This is a genomic window from Rufibacter sp. XAAS-G3-1, assembly GCF_013623775.1.
In the GTDB taxonomy this organism is placed as follows: domain Bacteria; phylum Bacteroidota; class Bacteroidia; order Cytophagales; family Hymenobacteraceae; genus Nibribacter.
This window is the reverse complement of sequence record NZ_JABFAM010000024.1, coordinates 1-15,864: the sequence shown is the minus strand read 5'-3', so window position 1 is coordinate 15,864 and position 15,864 is coordinate 1. Positions and strand designations below refer to the sequence as shown.

At 48.3% G+C, this 15,864-nt stretch carries 16 protein-coding genes; 6 read left to right on the top strand and 10 right to left on the bottom strand.

What is annotated here, in order from left to right:
• Nucleotides 1-758: 758 nt before the first annotated feature.
• The 4 genes from HHO50_RS19755 to HHO50_RS19740 form a co-directional block, all read right to left on the bottom strand.
• Nucleotides 759-1,655: a hypothetical protein gene (locus HHO50_RS19755; RefSeq protein ID WP_181308767.1), complete on the bottom strand. Its 897-nt coding sequence runs from the start codon at nucleotides 1,653-1,655 to the stop codon at nucleotides 759-761.
• A gap of 125 nt (nucleotides 1,656-1,780) precedes the next feature.
• Nucleotides 1,781-3,652 carry a PD-(D/E)XK nuclease family protein gene (locus HHO50_RS19750; protein WP_181308765.1) on the bottom strand — a complete coding sequence of 624 codons (1,872 nt, stop codon included), beginning with the start codon at nucleotides 3,650-3,652 and terminating at the stop codon, nucleotides 1,781-1,783.
• A gap of 37 nt (nucleotides 3,653-3,689) precedes the next feature.
• Nucleotides 3,690-4,742, bottom strand: coding sequence for a hypothetical protein (locus HHO50_RS19745; RefSeq protein WP_181308763.1), 1,053 nt, complete (start codon nucleotides 4,740-4,742; stop codon nucleotides 3,690-3,692).
• A gap of 4 nt (nucleotides 4,743-4,746) precedes the next feature.
• The gene (locus HHO50_RS19740; RefSeq protein ID WP_181308761.1) at nucleotides 4,747-5,472 is read right to left on the bottom strand and encodes a hypothetical protein; all 726 of its coding nucleotides are present in this window, start codon (nucleotides 5,470-5,472) and stop codon (nucleotides 4,747-4,749) included.
• 523 nt (nucleotides 5,473-5,995) lie between these two features.
• On the opposite strand from HHO50_RS19740, the gene HHO50_RS19735 reads away from it, so the two are divergent.
• Together HHO50_RS19735 and HHO50_RS19730 are read left to right on the top strand one after the other, a co-directional pair.
• Nucleotides 5,996-6,565, top strand: coding sequence for a recombinase family protein (locus HHO50_RS19735; protein WP_181308759.1), 570 nt, complete (start codon nucleotides 5,996-5,998; stop codon nucleotides 6,563-6,565).
• On the top strand, nucleotides 6,552-6,794 hold the full coding sequence (locus HHO50_RS19730; protein WP_370457654.1) for a WGR domain-containing protein: 243 nt from the start codon (nucleotides 6,552-6,554) through the stop codon (nucleotides 6,792-6,794). The genes HHO50_RS19735 and HHO50_RS19730 overlap by 14 nt, the downstream gene beginning before the upstream one ends.
• Before the next feature lie 243 nt (nucleotides 6,795-7,037).
• Here the strand turns inward: HHO50_RS19730 and HHO50_RS19725 are convergent, their stop codons facing one another.
• The 6 genes from HHO50_RS19725 to HHO50_RS19700 all read right to left on the bottom strand — a co-directional run bounded on the left by HHO50_RS19725 (nucleotide 7,038) and on the right by HHO50_RS19700 (nucleotide 12,030).
• Complete coding sequence (locus tag HHO50_RS19725) at nucleotides 7,038-7,361, bottom strand: hypothetical protein (protein ID WP_181308755.1); 324 nt, start codon at nucleotides 7,359-7,361, stop codon at nucleotides 7,038-7,040.
• A 325-nt stretch (nucleotides 7,362-7,686) separates the two neighbouring features.
• Complete coding sequence (locus tag HHO50_RS19720) at nucleotides 7,687-8,325, bottom strand: YceI family protein (RefSeq protein WP_181308753.1); 639 nt, start codon at nucleotides 8,323-8,325, stop codon at nucleotides 7,687-7,689.
• A 220-nt stretch (nucleotides 8,326-8,545) separates the two neighbouring features.
• The gene (locus HHO50_RS19715; protein WP_181308751.1) at nucleotides 8,546-9,280 is read right to left on the bottom strand and encodes a cupin domain-containing protein; all 735 of its coding nucleotides are present in this window, start codon (nucleotides 9,278-9,280) and stop codon (nucleotides 8,546-8,548) included.
• Between the two features lie 79 nt (nucleotides 9,281-9,359).
• A complete protein-coding gene (locus HHO50_RS19710; protein ID WP_181308749.1) occupies nucleotides 9,360-9,971 on the bottom strand; it encodes a YceI family protein in 612 nt (203 codons plus the stop codon).
• 76 nt (nucleotides 9,972-10,047) lie between these two features.
• Nucleotides 10,048-11,379 (bottom strand): hypothetical protein, encoded by a 1,332-nt coding sequence (locus tag HHO50_RS19705; RefSeq protein ID WP_181308748.1) that lies wholly within the window; start codon nucleotides 11,377-11,379, stop codon nucleotides 10,048-10,050.
• A gap of 36 nt (nucleotides 11,380-11,415) precedes the next feature.
• Nucleotides 11,416-12,030: a YceI family protein gene (locus tag HHO50_RS19700; RefSeq protein WP_181308745.1), complete on the bottom strand. Its 615-nt coding sequence runs from the start codon at nucleotides 12,028-12,030 to the stop codon at nucleotides 11,416-11,418.
• A 166-nt stretch (nucleotides 12,031-12,196) separates the two neighbouring features.
• On the opposite strand from HHO50_RS19700, the gene HHO50_RS19695 reads away from it, so the two are divergent.
• From HHO50_RS19695 to HHO50_RS19680, 4 genes are all read left to right on the top strand, one after another.
• Nucleotides 12,197-13,399 (top strand): PAS domain-containing sensor histidine kinase, encoded by a 1,203-nt coding sequence (locus HHO50_RS19695; protein WP_181308743.1) that lies wholly within the window; start codon nucleotides 12,197-12,199, stop codon nucleotides 13,397-13,399.
• Nucleotides 13,396-14,454, top strand: a complete 1,059-nt coding sequence (locus HHO50_RS19690) for a response regulator (protein WP_181308741.1) — start codon at nucleotides 13,396-13,398, stop codon at nucleotides 14,452-14,454. The genes HHO50_RS19695 and HHO50_RS19690 overlap by 4 nt, the downstream gene beginning before the upstream one ends.
• Nucleotides 14,455-14,536: 82 nt before the next feature.
• Nucleotides 14,537-14,932: a lactate dehydrogenase gene (locus tag HHO50_RS19685; protein ID WP_181308739.1), complete on the top strand. Its 396-nt coding sequence runs from the start codon at nucleotides 14,537-14,539 to the stop codon at nucleotides 14,930-14,932.
• A 441-nt stretch (nucleotides 14,933-15,373) separates the two neighbouring features.
• Nucleotides 15,374-15,580, top strand: a complete 207-nt coding sequence (locus tag HHO50_RS19680) for a hypothetical protein (RefSeq protein WP_181308737.1) — start codon at nucleotides 15,374-15,376, stop codon at nucleotides 15,578-15,580.
• Nucleotides 15,581-15,864: the final 284 nt, after the last annotated feature.

The window sequence follows — 15,864 nt, the reverse complement described above, 5'->3', positions numbered from 1 at the left end:
TGAATATTCTTAGTGAAAGGAAATTTCCTTTACCTGAGTACTCTCTGACGAAGCTAAAAAGCAGGCATTGCGGTTATGCAATGTGTGCGCCCAGCATGGCGCGAGTGTTATTTCCTATGAAATATACTCAGATTATCCAGAGGGTGCAAATCCCTTATCGGCAAGTTGGTGAAGCCGATAAGCAAGCTGCAAGGGCGTAATTCGTGAGGATTAGTCTGAAGGAAGCAGGACTGCAAAAACCTGAACTGACGAACAGAAACTGCATAAGAGGCAGGGAGTCGTGGGTGAGCAAGCACATCTTTGTGAAGCCCTTGGCCAACAAACGGCTCCGTGTAGATGCAGCAGGATTAGGTGGAAGGATAAGCGTCTTACCTGGGGAGGCCTTGGAATAGATTCGGTTTCTATGGGCCAAGGAGTCAGCAGAGGTCATAGTAATCGCCTGGAAACGAGCCGTAAGCGCTGCGGAGGCCTCACAGGGCGATGAAGGACTGAACGTTAAGCTGCCCGAAATCCGACAAGGAGGTTCAAATGTTCGAGTTTGCTAGCCTTATCCCAAATTAGGGCAAGGGCACAGCTGGTGTAAAGAGCGGCTGTGCTATCCTTAACGAACCGCCCTGTACGCGAACCGTACGCAGGGTGGTGTGAGAGGCGCACTCCGTCAGTTAACGCTGGCGGGGCCGTCTACTCGATTGTACGCCATTTTAGCCATTTTCCTTGTGGAAACTCAATAATACTTGTAATCATAGAACTTGAAGGGATTACACTTGTTCTTGCAATAATCTAAACACTGTATAACGACCATAATCATGAACATAAACAAGTCCAATTCGAAATTTTGTACTTAGTTCTCTGCCATAAATGTTTTTGTAATCAAAAGTGACAAGTAAAGTAGGAAACACTAAATCGCCATCCTTTAATCTACGGATAAGGTTTTGCAACTGGAATGCAGCCATCATTTGTGAAGGCACTACTGCCGAAGTTTCTTTGTCTTTTTCAATTACTCCAAGACGAAGTTTTTCCTTAGCTAGTATTTTAGAATATAAACTTTTGTAATGAAAATGCTCTTCTGCATCAATTGTCAAAACAATGAAGTCACGCCCATCTTCATCTGTTCTAATTGCACTTACAGTCGTCTTAATTTTTGGGTCATCAATATTAAGAGACTTTGCTAATTCCTCTAAGTTAATTTCGAAGGTTACAATAACATCTGTTGCAACACCAATACCTTTGTTAGATACTTTCAGATAAAATTGCTTATTCTGATAGTCAAACTGCCCTGCTGGTTCTTGCGGTTCAGTATAACCATAACAGTCTTTTTCTACACTTGGTCCAATGGCAGAAATGTCTGAAGAATAAAAGTAACCGTCGCCAATAACAAAAAAAGGTTTGACTGGATTGTGAACAGTCTCTTCGTGGTTTCGACTTTCAATTCTTCTAATGTTGATAGCTATCACTATTGTCACTATCAACGTTAGAAATGAAACGATTGGATTGAGAATTCCACCTATATAGTCTCCGAATGTTCCCCAATCAGAAGGGTTAGTCGAACGTGGAAGAGCATAAAAATCCTTAATATATAAATAAATTGGTGTCGCAATAGCTAAAATTGCAGTTAGAATACCTATCCCAATTATCCAACGATTCTGGTTTGACATTTTTAGTTAATAACTTTTCTGGCGGGACTGTCTCTTAAATGCCGCACAACGGTTAGGCTATGAGCAGTACTAAGCGAAAGCGAAGTATTGCTTATAGCTCAGCTCATGTTGGCATTTCGTCGTTTTTATAATGTCCTTAGAATGTATTCAGCTTTTTCCTTTTGATATGGCACTTCAACTTTATAGTATCGGTCATAATCAGGGTAGAGGACTACAAGATTCATTCTTGAAACTTTCAGGCCGTAATTCTTTTCAAGAATAAATCTGTATAAACTCTGCTGCAAACAATAACGGTTAAAGCTTGTGTCTGCTATGTCACTTAATTGGCCAACTCCACATTGCCATTGATTGTGGCAAATTGGCTCACCTGTAATTTGATTAACTACTTTTTTACTTCTCTTCCAATCGTATATTTCGTAACTGCCCCCATTTTTGCAAATCAAGTCAATTGTACCTGCAATATGGTTGTGTTCGTCAAATATCCTCCATTCACTTCGATATGGTTTAATTTCTTTATGATCAGCAATAAACTGTTCAAACAAATGAAATTCTTCAGTTCTCTTGTAATCTTGGTCTAGGAAATAATTTTCTATTTGCTCATGAAGGTGTGTGCCGTCTTGCGCTGCTTTTTCTCCTTTATCTTTCCACATTTTAGCAACTTCATTTGGTGTCATTCTCAATTCTGGAGCTTTTCTGGTTGCCCAATATTCAGCATCAAATTCGGGGAAAAACTTTGAAATTATAGTGCTTGCTGACGGCGCTGGGGTTTTATCTATAGTGTAAATATGTGGTTCAGGATAAAATTCTATTCTTTTATCTCTTTGGTGTGTATTAATAAGATTAAAACCAATTGATTTTCTTTTATCAGCAACACCTATTAAAGTTGGCTTAACTAATTTTTCTTCGTTTGATTCTTGCTCACTAAAGTCTCTCTCGATAGTTTCTTGCTTTTCTTCGATATGTTGAAACGTGTGGTTTAAATATTTTTCGCGATATTTTGCTTTCTCCCATTTTTGTGCCTGAACAACATCCCACATTTTTTCAGTCTTAATACTTTCATAATTATTGAGTGAAAGTGGTATATCGTATAATGGATTTACAGACTGAATCATTTCTGCAATAAATTTAATACATTCTTTCTCAGAGGAATGTACTTGAAGTTCTGAAAACCGTATTACAATCCAACCTCTGTCTACAAAGTAAATATCTCTCATCAGGTCGTCACCTTTACAATGAGTAGGTTGCCTTGTTAGTCCTGCGTAAGGTTCATCTATCTCAATGTCTATTCTTATACTGTTGTTTGATTTACCAATTATTGCAATATCCGGCTCAAATGGGCGGGTATCCTTTCCGGTATTTAGTCTAATACTCCCCGAAACAAGGAAGTCTCGTCCAAATATATTTTCAATTAAATTTTGAAAGCTTTCTTCCTTGAAGCCTCTTCGTTTAGTGTTTCCAAATCTGTAAGAGCGTACAACGGTGCCTTTTTTAGGGCACCGAAATATTGGATAGCTTTCTGTTTGGTCACTTTTTGATGAGGCGTAGTTTACGTAGCAGGTAGAATCTTTACCGACTTGCGTCTCAATTTTGGCTTCAGATAACTTTTCTTTTGGCTTCGGCTTTGGAGGAGCTACTTGAACTTTTGGGATGGGTGGAGTTAATAATGGTTTTTCCGCTAACTTCGAAGTGTTAGTTGAAAAATGTGCTTCAACTTTAGGCTTTTCTGATTCGCTTTTGTTTGTTTGGTAAGTTGATGGCCTTATTCCCTCAGTAACTATCTCTCTCTCTTCACCCTTGGCTTTATTTAAGTTTTCGTTATTGCGGCTATTAGGAATAGCTAATGGGGGATGATGAACCTCCCTTGTTGTTGAATTATTTTTTTTGAGTATACTTTTGAACACCAATATAAGTATTGCTAATATTAATGCAGCTCCAGCCCAAAATCTAATAGGGTGTATACTTTCAAAGTCAACAATTGCTTGGTAAAAATTTTCCATTATTTTCTTTTTTTACAATGAATGCCAACAGTTTTTTTTAATCCAGATGTTTTCTTGTTGCAGCCGTTAACACCATAGCAAAAAGTTCTGCATTATCAAATTGCATGAGATAGTAGCCGTTATTTTTCTGAAACCCCATTCCATTAGAATATGGCTCAAATGAAACCAAGCTATTGAAAGGTGCAACAAATCCTTTTCTTGTTGCTGAAAATACTAACCTTTTATTAGTAATAACTAATTGTCCAGGATATTTAATGGTGACTTCCTGCTTGATAGGTTTTGACTTTGCTTGCCCTACTCTATATGATAAGCCTTTTGCAATTCTTATACTTACTCCATGAGAATTAGTAGTATATCCTGTAAGTGTTTCTTTTGTCTCTAATAGACTGGCACTTGTTACAAAATGAGCTAGTTCGTTTTTCTGAAGAACAATTGGTGAGATGATTTCTGGAAGGATTCCATTCTCAATCTCCCAAAGTAGTTTATAGTAGGCTAAATCTTGGGTGGTTCTTTTACTTAAGGTGATTTCTTGTTGATTCAGTCCAAGAGCTGTCATTAATTTTTGTAATTCCTTTTCTTCAGTTTGACTTACACGTTTATCCGTTAATACTTCATTAATAGATTGATTATAAATTTTTAATGCATTATTCTTATTGATTTTATTAACTTCATCTTTGTCTAACTCAAGAAATTCAGCAAGATGAAATATTTCCTCACTTTCCTGTTTAGTTATTATCTTGTCACCATACTTAAGCTTAGATAATTTATCAACCGCTTCTTTGTTATAATGGTTTTTTACCCTTTGTAAGTCTACAGAAGATAACTTAAAGTAATTTTCAATTTCTTTAAATCTTTTTAGTTCATCTGCATTGATGTTTAAATCCTCTAAAGAATTCTTCAAATAATAGCTGTAAATTTTTTTACCAAGTGTTTTAAGTTGATTTTGAGAAAGAACTATGTTTTGTTCTGATGAATAAGATGTAATGTGTTTCTTCCAATTTTTACTACCGTCAATTTTAATTTTATTAAAAATGGTATTTACAGCAAACAATTGCTTAATAAAGTTTGAAATCTTAGTAACAATACCCATAAGTTTATTTGCTTTTAAGGCTAATCCCTGTTTTTAAAAATTCTTTTATTGTATCTTCCTTGCAATAATTATTTAAGTAGTAGCCTTTCTTAAATTTTGGCTCGTATAAGATTTTAGCTGTTTTATTCCCAATGAGCATTAGACCAAATCCATTTTTATTGCATAGAGAGTCAAGGATTTGGAGATGATTTTTCTTGAAATTTGATGTCACACTAGATAAAAGATTGTCTGTATATGTTGAATAAGCAATCCATTGTTCATTTGCGGGATATTGTTTTAACTGCTCTATCACGCTAATAATCTTATGATTATCTAAGTCAAGTTTGTCTAATAGCCAGAAAGCAAGTATAAAGAAAGCAGCAAAAGTCCCAAGCCCTATTATTGATAAATAGTACCATTGTAAGTTTAGTAAAATTGCCAAAGTAGTTATTGCCGAGAATGTTATAATGGCAGAAACAACTAAACTTTGGATTATTATTTTGTCATCACTTATTAGAGAGGTTAAGTCACCTAAGGTCTTGTGTGATTTTGCTTCAAGAGATACTGTAAAAATTTCCTTATTCTTGGTTTCGAAGCAAATTATTCCGTCAGCTCTTTTATTTCCTTTTTCTTTTCGTGTCCTTACTTCAATAGCGCTATAAATATTTTCGTTGCCTTCTTTTCTAAAGTAAAATTTTCTTAACTCTTCAACCGCTTTTAGCTGAATTGTCCTTTCTCTTAGTCTTGACATTGTTCCTTAAAAGTGGTGCTAACTAGTGTATAAACGGAATAACTCCGGTTATTGGCCATATGGAGGTAGGTAAACATCCATATATCTACCCGAAAACAGCTGATAATCGGAGCCGGACTGCCGAATATACTATATAGTCTGAGCAATATAAAGCGGCCTGATGAAAGTTTCCCCTCCCTGTGAAAGTTCCATAAGTGCCGACCGCAGTTCTAGCGCAACTTCCCTCCTCTTTTCTCCCTTATGTAAACCGGCCTTACCCGCCGATACTGGTGAGGCCGGTTCTCCGGCCAGGCCGGATGCCCCTTTACCGGCCAAAGTGTCATAGGTTGGGCCCCACAAGAGGCGGGTCTAATAAACCCTCGTTTTCTGGACACCTCCCCCTCCCCTGCCGACCGCACCCGTTTTAGGTCTAAACCTGTCCAGAAACTCGGTCTATCAATCAATGCCTAAAAAGTACAAAGTCTTTATCTTTTTTGACTACCTTAGTGGAGAATTAGGCTCTTCACCTTTTACTCACCCGACCATGCTCATCGGCTACGCCCGCGTCTCGACCATCGACCAGAACCTGGCCCTCCAGCAGGACGCCCTGGAGCGGGCCGGGTGCGGGAAGATCATCAGCGACACCGCCGGCGGCACCCGCTCCGAGCGGCCCGGCCTGACCAGGCTCAAGGAGCAGCTGCGCGAGGGCGACACGCTGGTCATCTGGCGGCTCGACCGGCTGGGCCGCTCCCTGCAGGACCTTATAAATTGGGCTCAGTACCTGGAGGCGAACGGCATCGCCCTGAGGAGCCTGCAGGAGGCCATCGACACCTCCACCCCCGCCGGCAGACTGGTCTTCCACATGTTCGGAGCCCTGGCCGAGTTCGAGCGGAACCTGATAAGGGAGCGGACCGAGGCCGGGCTGGCCGCCGCCCGAGCGCGCGGGCGCAAGGGGGGCCGGCCGCGCAGCCTGGGAAAGGACAAGCGCAAGCTGGTGGTGCAGCTCTATAACAGCAAGGAGCATACGCTGAGGCAGATCATGGAGCTGATGGGCATCAGCAAGCAGACCATCTACAACATCGTGGAGGAGGAGACGGGCCGTGCTTCCGGGTAGCACCGCCGCCTACCTCGAGCGCCACCGGCCGGAGGAGAACATGCGCCGCTACTACCGGCTGCACGTTACCCCCACCCTCTTCGGCGGATTCGCGCTGGTGCGGGAGTGGGGCCGGATCGGCAAGGGCGGGCAGCGTATGGAGGAATGGCACGGCACGCTGGAGCAGGCCTGCGGAGAACTGGAGCGCCTGGCCGGCAGGAAGCGGCGGAAGGGGTACTGCGACGCGTGACGGTTATCAGCGTCTCACTTACCCGTCCCGCATGCAGAAAACGCCTTTTGATTCGCGAGACGGCAAAACAGGACGTGACGCGGGCTGCCGTGACGTGTGCTGCCTAGGGTACTTCGGGTCTCAACATTGGGCCGTTTTATGGGGCAGCATGAGAAGCCCATTGTCGTAGCAGGCACTGCGAGGCTATCTGCTGCCGCTATCCCAAAGGTTGCGCAGCAGGAGGATTCCCCTTCAGATTCAATATCAATAATCCAGGTTTAGGATGATCTCCAGGCTGGCGTGCGCAGGGCCGCAGATATCCATCAAATTCCCCTTGCCGTTGCTGACAGCGGTGCCTCGTGCCGTGTAAGCCTCGGCCTCATAGATGGCTCGGCGGATATATTGCAGGGCTTGCTTGGTGGCCAGTTGCACGTGGGCCGAGTTGTCGGAGAACTGTAGGTGCTGGATAAGATCCAGTGCTTTCTCACACTGGGTTTTTATACCGTACAGCGCCTGTGGGTTGTCATGGGCATCACATTCCAGGCTATCCATTAAATCCTTTAGGGAAGAGAAGGTGTCGGTGTTCATTGGTTCTTGGGTTTGCCTCCGTAAGGCGGTGAGCCGCTGATAGTAAGGGATATAAACTGTAAACAGACCATTATTGCTCTCAGGGTTGCATCAACGCCACAAGAATCGCCCGGTATTCACACCGTCTGAGCCGGCGTAAGATTCTGTCGGGTTCCCAGGCCCAGATGCCCCATTCTCTCAGGCTGTTTCCTGAGGATCGGCAGAACCGCCGCAACCTGAGCGGAAACATGCACCCGTACCCGGTCTTTCGATGACCGGAAAACTCAGCAGGGACCCGGGCCCTGACTAACCCTTGCCAGCCAGTGAAGGCGAACCTGACAGTTGTCTAGCGGGCCTCCAGCGTAATCTGCGCTTTAGGGCTGTAGGTGAGGGCTATCGCAACTTCGATGTCATTTCCGGCTTGCATGACGCCTCCCATAAAGCTGGGCTTTTTGATGTAGAAATCAGAGAAACTGAGGGCTTTGGTACCTTTCAGGGTAATGCTTCCGTCTGCGTTCACCCTCGCCGCCAGGTCCAGCGAAACTGGTTGGGTGACGCCTTTGATGGTGAGGCCTCCGGTGGCCCGGACCAGGTATGGGTTTGTCTGGCCAGGTTTAACCACGGCACTGTCCAGCGTAAAGCGGATGTCAGGGAATTTCCCGGACTTCAGCGCTTTGTACGCCTTCCTGTCCATGGCTCGCAAGCCGCTTTTCAGGGTTTCCGCCCCCAGCGTGAACTTCAACGAGGAGACGGAGCGCAACTGGTTCATATCGTCGAAGGCAAACAGCCCCTGGCTTTCCGCGGCGGTGGAGGTCATACTCCACTCCTGCAGGTCGGAGGTGCCGGTCACTTTCACGGTTCCTGCGTCTGTGGGGCTGGTGCTGTACAAGGACTGGGCGACCAGGCCCTGCGGCAGCGCCAACACCGCCAGTAAAGAGCAAAGGAAAAGGGCGGTACTACGGGAGAAGAGACGGTTGGCTTCCATAAGGCTGGGCTTGATGATGCACAAATGTAGCGTATCCTCCCGAGGCACTTCTTGACCTCCGTTATCCCGAAATCTGATCCTCGTCAGGAATGGGAAAGCCTACCCATCCACCCGTTTCACCCGGGATATGCCACATACCGCTCTAAAACCCATTTACCCAAGTATATTTTAGGCACATTCACCGGCAAATAGGCCAGAAACGACCTTCCAATCGGTGGATTTATTTCCTGAAAAGGGTAAGCAGGAAAACCGATTCCACCAGAGCCTCCACCCGGTGCGGTACCCCGGCGGGCAGTACCACCTGCTGGCCGGTGGTGAGTACAGTTGCATGCGGAAGAGCCTCAAACGTGAGCTGCCCTTCCAGCACCTGCACACTGATGGGACCGGGAGCGGTATGCGTTTTCATTTGGGCACCGGCGTGTAAGCCAATCAACACCACCCGCACCTCTTCTGATTTATACAAGGTAAGGGCATTCCGGTCAGAGGTGAGCCAGGCTTTTTCCTCTTTGATCTGGGCCAGAGAGCGGGTGAGATCCAGAGTTAGTAGAGGGGCATCCAGGTGGCGGGCACTATCTGGTCGCTGGGGCGTGGCTTCGGTTGGCTTGGTGGGTAGTTCAATAGGCGTTAGTTCTGGGTCTGAAAGGGCGGAAGGTCGCGGGTGCAGGGCCTGGAGCATGGTATCACTGGTGGCATCACTGTAAATACCGTAACCGTTGACCAGCGTGCCCTTAAGACCATGTTTTTCAGAAGAGATGGCGTACACCACGGCCTCGTCCCCCGGATCGGAAATCCCCTCGAACCTAAAATGGCGGTCCACCAGAAAATCCTCCGGATGAAGTTCCAGGCGGCTGCCCTGGCAAACCAGGCAATGGTCGGTGAGGTTGAAATCAGTGGTGTAGCCTTTATCCTTTAAATTCTGCAATACCTCTGAGACGGTGGTAAGGGTGTTTTCCATGTGGATTAAGTTTAAGGATGTAAAAAGAAAAGCCGTATCAGGCTTGTTTAATGAGAAAAGGACCTAACGCAGAACGGGGTTACCCTACCTCCTTCAGCTTGAGACGAAACGAGATCACCAGCTTCTGGTGCGTCTGTACCATGCCCTTGAATTTAGAAGGTGGCTTCAGGTTGAAATCAGAGAAGGTAACCTCCCGGCTACCAACCAAATGGATCACGTTCTGGGCGTCTACCCAGATCTGGTACTTCACCTCCACCCGTTTGCGGGCCCCGGCCAGCTCAATGTCCACCAGACCGGTGATATGGGCGGGGTTCTGACTAAGCGCGGGCAGTCTGTTCAACGAAAGGAAAGTAATGCCAAGCATGGGATACTGCCCGGCTTTCAGGGTTTTGCGCAGGTCACGGGTCATGACAGGGTTGTGGCAGTCAAAGTTCTGCAGGTTCAGCTGCAGACTGCCGGAGAGGGCCACGGCGCTGCCGTTCTCGGTCACGTGCAACGTATCCAAGCGGTCATAGGAGCTGATCTCACAGGCGAACTTATTCACGTTGGTGCTACCGTTCACCTGCAGGCTGCTGGTTCCGCTCACCGCCCACTGCGTGGTGCGGTTGGGTTTGCTGGCCGGTAGCCAGCCTATAAGAGCTAAAAGAGGCAGCAACAGCACACCTTGCAGAAAAAATGGGGAGATATGCATCTTACAAGGTTTTATAAGGAGAAAGGCCAGGCCGAAGAAATCCCCTAACCTGGCTTATTCTCAAGAATAGAAATGATTAGAAACCAACGGCGGCCTGTATGACATACCCGTTGAACTCGCCGCCGCTGCGGTAATCGGCGGCCGGGAAATTCATGTATTCCTGACGCACGTATTCGCCCTTGAGCAGGATGTTGCGGGTCAAAAACCAGCCGGCACCCAATGCCATGCGGTCAACCTTCACGTCATCGTTAAACACAATGGGGGCCGTGGTGACCGTGCCGGCTACGTTGGGCAGTTGGGCAGTCACTTTGTTGTAACGGGCACCCACAAAGAAGTTCTCCTGCGCCCCTATCCGGTAAACCACGTCCACGGCGTACTGGTGCACGTTCCGTTCCTGGGTTTCGTTTCGGGAGCGACCCTCGGCGGTTTCATAGGTGGCGAACACTTCCAGTTGCTTTGCTTTCACAAATCCGTTCACCTGCAGGGCGTCTACTTTCTTGCTGAAGCCGGGGTTCAGGCGACCAGAGAATGCGTTGGCCGCATAGGTGCCGCCTTCTTTTTCCATCACCATGAAATAGTTGGAACCGGTGCGGTCCCCGCCGTACAGCGTCTGCCCGCCCGAACTGTTGTTGGTGTAATAAGAGGCCGCCAGGCGCACGCGCAGTTCAGGCACCACTTCTTTGTCTATCCCGCCTTTGACGTAGAAAGACGGCGATTTGCGGATGTTGCCATCGGCAGCCGTGGGCACCAGTTCATCAATGTTGCCCTTGATCATGCCATTGGACACGCCCACCAACCCAAACAGTCCGTTTTTGCGCACCAGCACCTCGCCCCCAATCTCCGTGGAGAAAGCGTCCAGGATGTAGTTTTCGGCAAAAGGGTTGTAAAACGTGTGCCCTCCGTCTGAGCGCCGGAAATGCTGGTCTCCGTAGTTGATCTCCATGTGGCCTATCTTGACAGTAGTGATCTCCATGAGGTCGGCCCAGAACTGTCCTTTGAAGGGCAGTTTGTCGAACTGGATGTAGCCGCCTTTGACCCAGGTCTCATTGTGGTGCCTACTGGAAAGATAACTGGTCAGGTTCAGGCGGATGCCTTCGGCCAGCTGCACGTCCAGGAACAGGTTGGCGTTGGCGGTGTTGAAGCCCGGCGTAATTTTGTACAGCCCACCAGAGGCGTTGCGGTGCTTGAGCCCCTGGAACGACTGCGTGAAACCTGCCCCAATTTTCAGGCGGATGCCGTCAAAGGCCACGGTATCCGTCTTAGGGTCTTCAAACACATTGATGCCACTTTTGTCATAAGGCCGCAGGTTGGAAACCGGCCCGAATACCTGGCCCTGGGCGTTGGAGGAGGCGAGAAAGCAGCCAGCTGTGAGAAGGGAAGCGAAGGCGGTGGTAAAGATTGTTTTCATGATATGGGTATTAAAAAGAAGCTGCTGTAAGAGAGATTATTTCTGGTAAGTCTGGGCAAACCCGATGGTGAGGTCATTGCCCACTTTCATGGTGCCGGCCATATAACTGGGCGCCGCGATGCCATATTCAGAGAGTTTGATTTTCTCAGTGCCGGTGCAGGTGATGCTGTTGTCGGGGTTCACCACCACGTTCACATCCATAGAGATAATCTGGCGGGAACCGGCAATGGTCAGGTCGCCCAGGGCTTTCACCAGGTATCTGTTTTTGGAGAGCGTGGTCACATCTGTGGAGCGCAGGTTGTAGACAATCTTGGGGTGCTGGGTGGTTTTCATCACCTTGTAGGCCCGGTTATCCAAGGAAGAGTGCTTGCTTTTGAGGGTCTTGGAGTCAACCGTCAATTGGAAGGCATTGATGGAGGTAAGGACGTTTTTCGCATCGAATTTGAAAGTGCCTTTGCTTTGCATGGTAGAGGAAACCATTTCCCAGTCATGCACATTGGAACTGCCCATCACTTTCAGGAAAACCTTGGCTTTGGGTTGCAAGCTATAGGTGGCCTGGGCTTGAACCTGCTGCGGAACAATAAACAGGGCCAGGGCGATGAACAGAGCCGAGAAAAAGAATGGACGGGTGAGGGAATGCGTTGTTTTCATAACCGATTGGTTTTATTTGATACAAAGGTAGGGGCACGTAAGAACGCGGTACCTGATGCGGGTTAGCCTATAACTTGATGCTCGTCAAGCTTTGCGAAGCCGCCAGGAACTACCCGCGGGATAATAAATCGCACGATGTCAAGGGCTTTCGTGTTATTGGGCTACTATGGCTTCAACTGGCTCAGACAACACCGCATTAGTACAAGCCATCATCCAGAACGCGATTGACGGGATCATCACCATTGATGAGGGCGGCATCATCGAGAGCATCAATCCGGCGGCCTGCCATTTATTCGGGTTTTCCTCCGAGGAAGTGATTGGCAGGAACATCTGCATTCTGATGCCCTCCCCAGACAGGGACCGGCACGACCAGTACCTGGCGCGCTACCAGCAGACGCGGGTGCCCCACATGATCGGCATTGGGCGCGAGGTGCAGGGCTTGAAAAAAGACGGCACCGTTTTCCCGTTCCGGCTGGCTTTAAGCGAGGTACAGATGGCGGGCAGGGTCATTTACACCGGGTTCATCCATGACCTGAGCCGCGAGAAGGAAGCCGAGGAAAAGCTCCGGCAGCACTCCGAGCAACTGGAGGCGCAGGTAAAGGAGCGCACGCAGTCTTTGCAACTCTCTTTGCGTGAATTGCAGAACGCGAAAGACACCATGAGCACCTCCCTGGAGAAGGAGAAAGACCTGAGCCAGCTCAAAAGCCGGTTCGTGTCCATGGCTTCGCATGAGTTCAGGACGCCGCTGAGTTCGGTGCAGCTGTCGGCCTCGCTGATTGAGCGATACGCGTTGTCTGAAAACGCCAACATCACCAAGCACGTCAACAAGATCAAGAGCGCGGTCGCCAACCTGACCAATATCCTCAACGACTTCCTGCTGCACGAGCGCCTGGATGCCGGCAAGGTGGAGGCTACGTTCACGCTGTTCAACGTGGTGAAACTAGGCGAGGAAATCACCGAGGAGATGCAACTGGTTTCCAAAGAGGGCCAGAACATTATCTACCAGCATACTGGCGTGGAAAGCGAGTTCCGGCTGGACCAGTACCTGCTCAAGAACTGCATCATCAACCTTATCTCCAACGCCATCAAATACTCCGGCGAGAACACCTTTATTGAGTTCAACACCGAGATTGCCGGGGCCGTGCTCACCGTGGTGATCAAAGACTACGGCATCGGGATTCCGCAGAAAGACCACGCGCAGCTGTTCGAGCCTTTTTTCCGGGCGCACAACACGGGCACCATTCCGGGCACCGGGCTGGGGCTGCACATCGTGCGCCGCTACGTCATGCTCATGAACGGCTCCATTGAATTTGAGAGCGACCTGAACAAAGGCACCTCTTTTACCTTCACTTTTCCGGTACAACCATGAAAAAGCGCATCTTATTGATTGAAGACAATGTGGACATCCGGGAAAGCTCTACGGAGATTCTGGAGCTGAGCGGCTACGAGGTGTTGCAGGCCGCAGAAGGAAAAGCCGGGGTGGAACTGGCCCTTGCCCAGGTACCTGACCTTATTCTCTGCGACATCATGATGCCGGAGCTGGACGGATTTGGCGTGCTGTTTCTGCTGCGTAAAAACCCGGTCACGGCTAATATCCCCTTCGTTTTCCTGACAGCCAAGGCCGAGCGTGGCGACATGCGGAAAGGCATGGAAATGGGGGCCGATGATTACCTGACCAAGCCCTTCGATGACATGGAACTGCTGGTGGCCGTGGAAAGCCGCCTGGCCAAACAAGAGCAGCAGCAGACCTTCTACAGACAGCCGATAGAAAACCTGGGCAACCTGGCGGCTACGGCCGGAGGGATGGCCCAACTCCAGGACGTGATCACGGGCCTAAAGACCAGGCAGGTGAAAAAAGACCAGGATATCTACCGGGAGGAAGACCAGCCAAAAGGCATTTACCTGGTTATGAGCGGAAGGTTCAAGACCAACAGGCTGGCCGACGATGGACGCGAACTGATCACCGGTCTGTACACCCAGGGAGATTATCTGGGCATTGAGGCCCTGTTGCTGGGAGAAACCTACACCGACAATGCCACCGCCATGGAAAACAGCTCTTACTGTCTGTTGACCAAGGAAACCGTGGACTCGTTTCTGAGCCGTTTTACGGATATCGGGCAAAAATTCATCCAGATCCTGTCCCAGAACGTGCGCGAGAAAGAAACGCAGTTGCTCCAGATGGCCTACCACTCCGTGCGCAAACGCATGGCCGAGGTGCTGTTACATTTGGTTCGGCAACAATCCCAGCCCCTGTCACAGGAATGCCTGCAGATCTCCCGGGAAGACATGGCCTCCATGGCCGGCATGGCCACCGAGACCGTGAGCCGCATCCTGTCTGATTTTACCAACGAGAAACTGATCCTGAAGAAAGGCCGCCTGATCCAGGTTCTGGACCTTCCCCGCCTGGCCAGCATGAAAAACTGACCAGGATCAAACTTTGGCCTGACCAGCCGCAAGAAGTCTGGGCGTTGGAAGAGGTAGGTTTGTATCCCTTAGATGCAAACCTATGAAAGTAATCGCCTATGGCATCCGGCCTTCAGAGAAAGGTCTTCTGGCCCAGGCCAACCATAAAAAGCACGAAATCACCCTAATCTCCAATCCGCTGAGTGCGGAGACCGCTTTCTACGCCCAGGGCAAAGAGGCCGTTATCGTCTTTGCCCCCAGTGGTGTCTCGGGCCATGCCCTGAAGGTGTTGGCTGCACTAGGCATCAGATTCATCGCCACGCGTTTCGATGGCCCCGGCCCGGGTAGCCCAGGGAAGGGTACCGCTGCCCGGTTGGGCATCCTGTGGGCCAATGTCACTGTCCCCTCCACCCCTGGCCAGGCACCCTCCTTGGAGGACCTTCAGCGGGCCGCAGCCCAGACCATACGGCAGTTGGATGATTGGCAACTATTAGCTTAGAAGTTTAGTAGGTCTTTCCTTTCCTTGTATCCTCTACCTTCTTGGCCTGATTTCCTTGTTGGCGTGAAGTTGCCCACCACCCAAGACAAAGAGGAAAACCTAGGGTCTCGCGGGAGTCATCTGTAATGGAACAACTAGCTGGAAGTTACCATTACTTCTAAATACAAGATTAACTAACAGAACAAGCAAGCTAAAACTAACATCGGTAAAAGGTTCTTAGAGATTAGCTAATGGTTTTAATGCATCGAAGATTTAGAGAAAGTATGTACAATGGTAGGGGGCAACACCTCCCGGGATTGCTGAAAAATTACCAATCATGGCTTTTGAAATCAGGTAAATCCGGCCTGAACAATATTACTTGATGACCACAAGCCCATTACTTGAAACACATTTAAACTTAAAGAAATGACGAGCCTTAACCGTACCATCGTATTGAACACGTTGATCAAGCACGAGACACTCACCATTGATGACATTGGCAAAGAGAAGAACCTTGGCCTCGTGCCGGCGCCCAACCACCTGCAGTTCCTGCTTGATGAGTTAGTGGAAAGCGGACATATCCATACGCTCGACGGGGTGTTCCCCTGCACCTACACTATCACAACCAAGGGGATCATAGAGGGTAGGAGGCTGGGCCAGGAGAAGTAGGTCTCGAGGGAACGCATGCCCCGGTCGCGCGAGCTACCAAATGGCTGGAAGAGAGAAGGGAGTTTCATGATAACCCTATAGACGGGGTCCGGTCAGTTGATGGATAACTTCCCAGTGGTATGGACGAAACTGGTGTATAGGGTAGTTTCATATTTATAAAAATTTAGCATTCTCCATGTATCGGAAAAGACCGACGTGATTTGCCTCCCATTGAGTATAAGAGTGCTTTTATGCTATAAAATAGGAGGATTCCTTATATGGGGAGCCTTCCTTGTTCCATATCA

Coding starts and splice junctions, on each gene's coding strand:
- HHO50_RS19755 (WP_181308767.1), bottom strand. CDS start 1,655: ATGTCAAACCAGAATCGTTGGATAATTGGGATAGGTATTCTAACTGCA.
- HHO50_RS19750 (WP_181308765.1), bottom strand. CDS start 3,652: ATGGAAAATTTTTACCAAGCAATTGTTGACTTTGAAAGTATACACCCT.
- HHO50_RS19745 (WP_181308763.1), bottom strand. CDS start 4,742: ATGGGTATTGTTACTAAGATTTCAAACTTTATTAAGCAATTGTTTGCT.
- HHO50_RS19740 (WP_181308761.1), bottom strand. CDS start 5,472: ATGTCAAGACTAAGAGAAAGGACAATTCAGCTAAAAGCGGTTGAAGAG.
- HHO50_RS19735 (WP_181308759.1), top strand. CDS start 5,996: ATGCTCATCGGCTACGCCCGCGTCTCGACCATCGACCAGAACCTGGCC.
- HHO50_RS19725 (WP_181308755.1), bottom strand. CDS start 7,361: ATGAACACCGACACCTTCTCTTCCCTAAAGGATTTAATGGATAGCCTG.
- HHO50_RS19720 (WP_181308753.1), bottom strand. CDS start 8,325: ATGGAAGCCAACCGTCTCTTCTCCCGTAGTACCGCCCTTTTCCTTTGC.
- HHO50_RS19715 (WP_181308751.1), bottom strand. CDS start 9,280: ATGGAAAACACCCTTACCACCGTCTCAGAGGTATTGCAGAATTTAAAG.
- HHO50_RS19710 (WP_181308749.1), bottom strand. CDS start 9,971: ATGCATATCTCCCCATTTTTTCTGCAAGGTGTGCTGTTGCTGCCTCTT.
- HHO50_RS19705 (WP_181308748.1), bottom strand. CDS start 11,379: ATGAAAACAATCTTTACCACCGCCTTCGCTTCCCTTCTCACAGCTGGC.
- HHO50_RS19700 (WP_181308745.1), bottom strand. CDS start 12,030: ATGAAAACAACGCATTCCCTCACCCGTCCATTCTTTTTCTCGGCTCTG.
- HHO50_RS19695 (WP_181308743.1), top strand. CDS start 12,197: ATGGCTTCAACTGGCTCAGACAACACCGCATTAGTACAAGCCATCATC.
- HHO50_RS19690 (WP_181308741.1), top strand. CDS start 13,396: ATGAAAAAGCGCATCTTATTGATTGAAGACAATGTGGACATCCGGGAA.
- HHO50_RS19685 (WP_181308739.1), top strand. CDS start 14,537: ATGAAAGTAATCGCCTATGGCATCCGGCCTTCAGAGAAAGGTCTTCTG.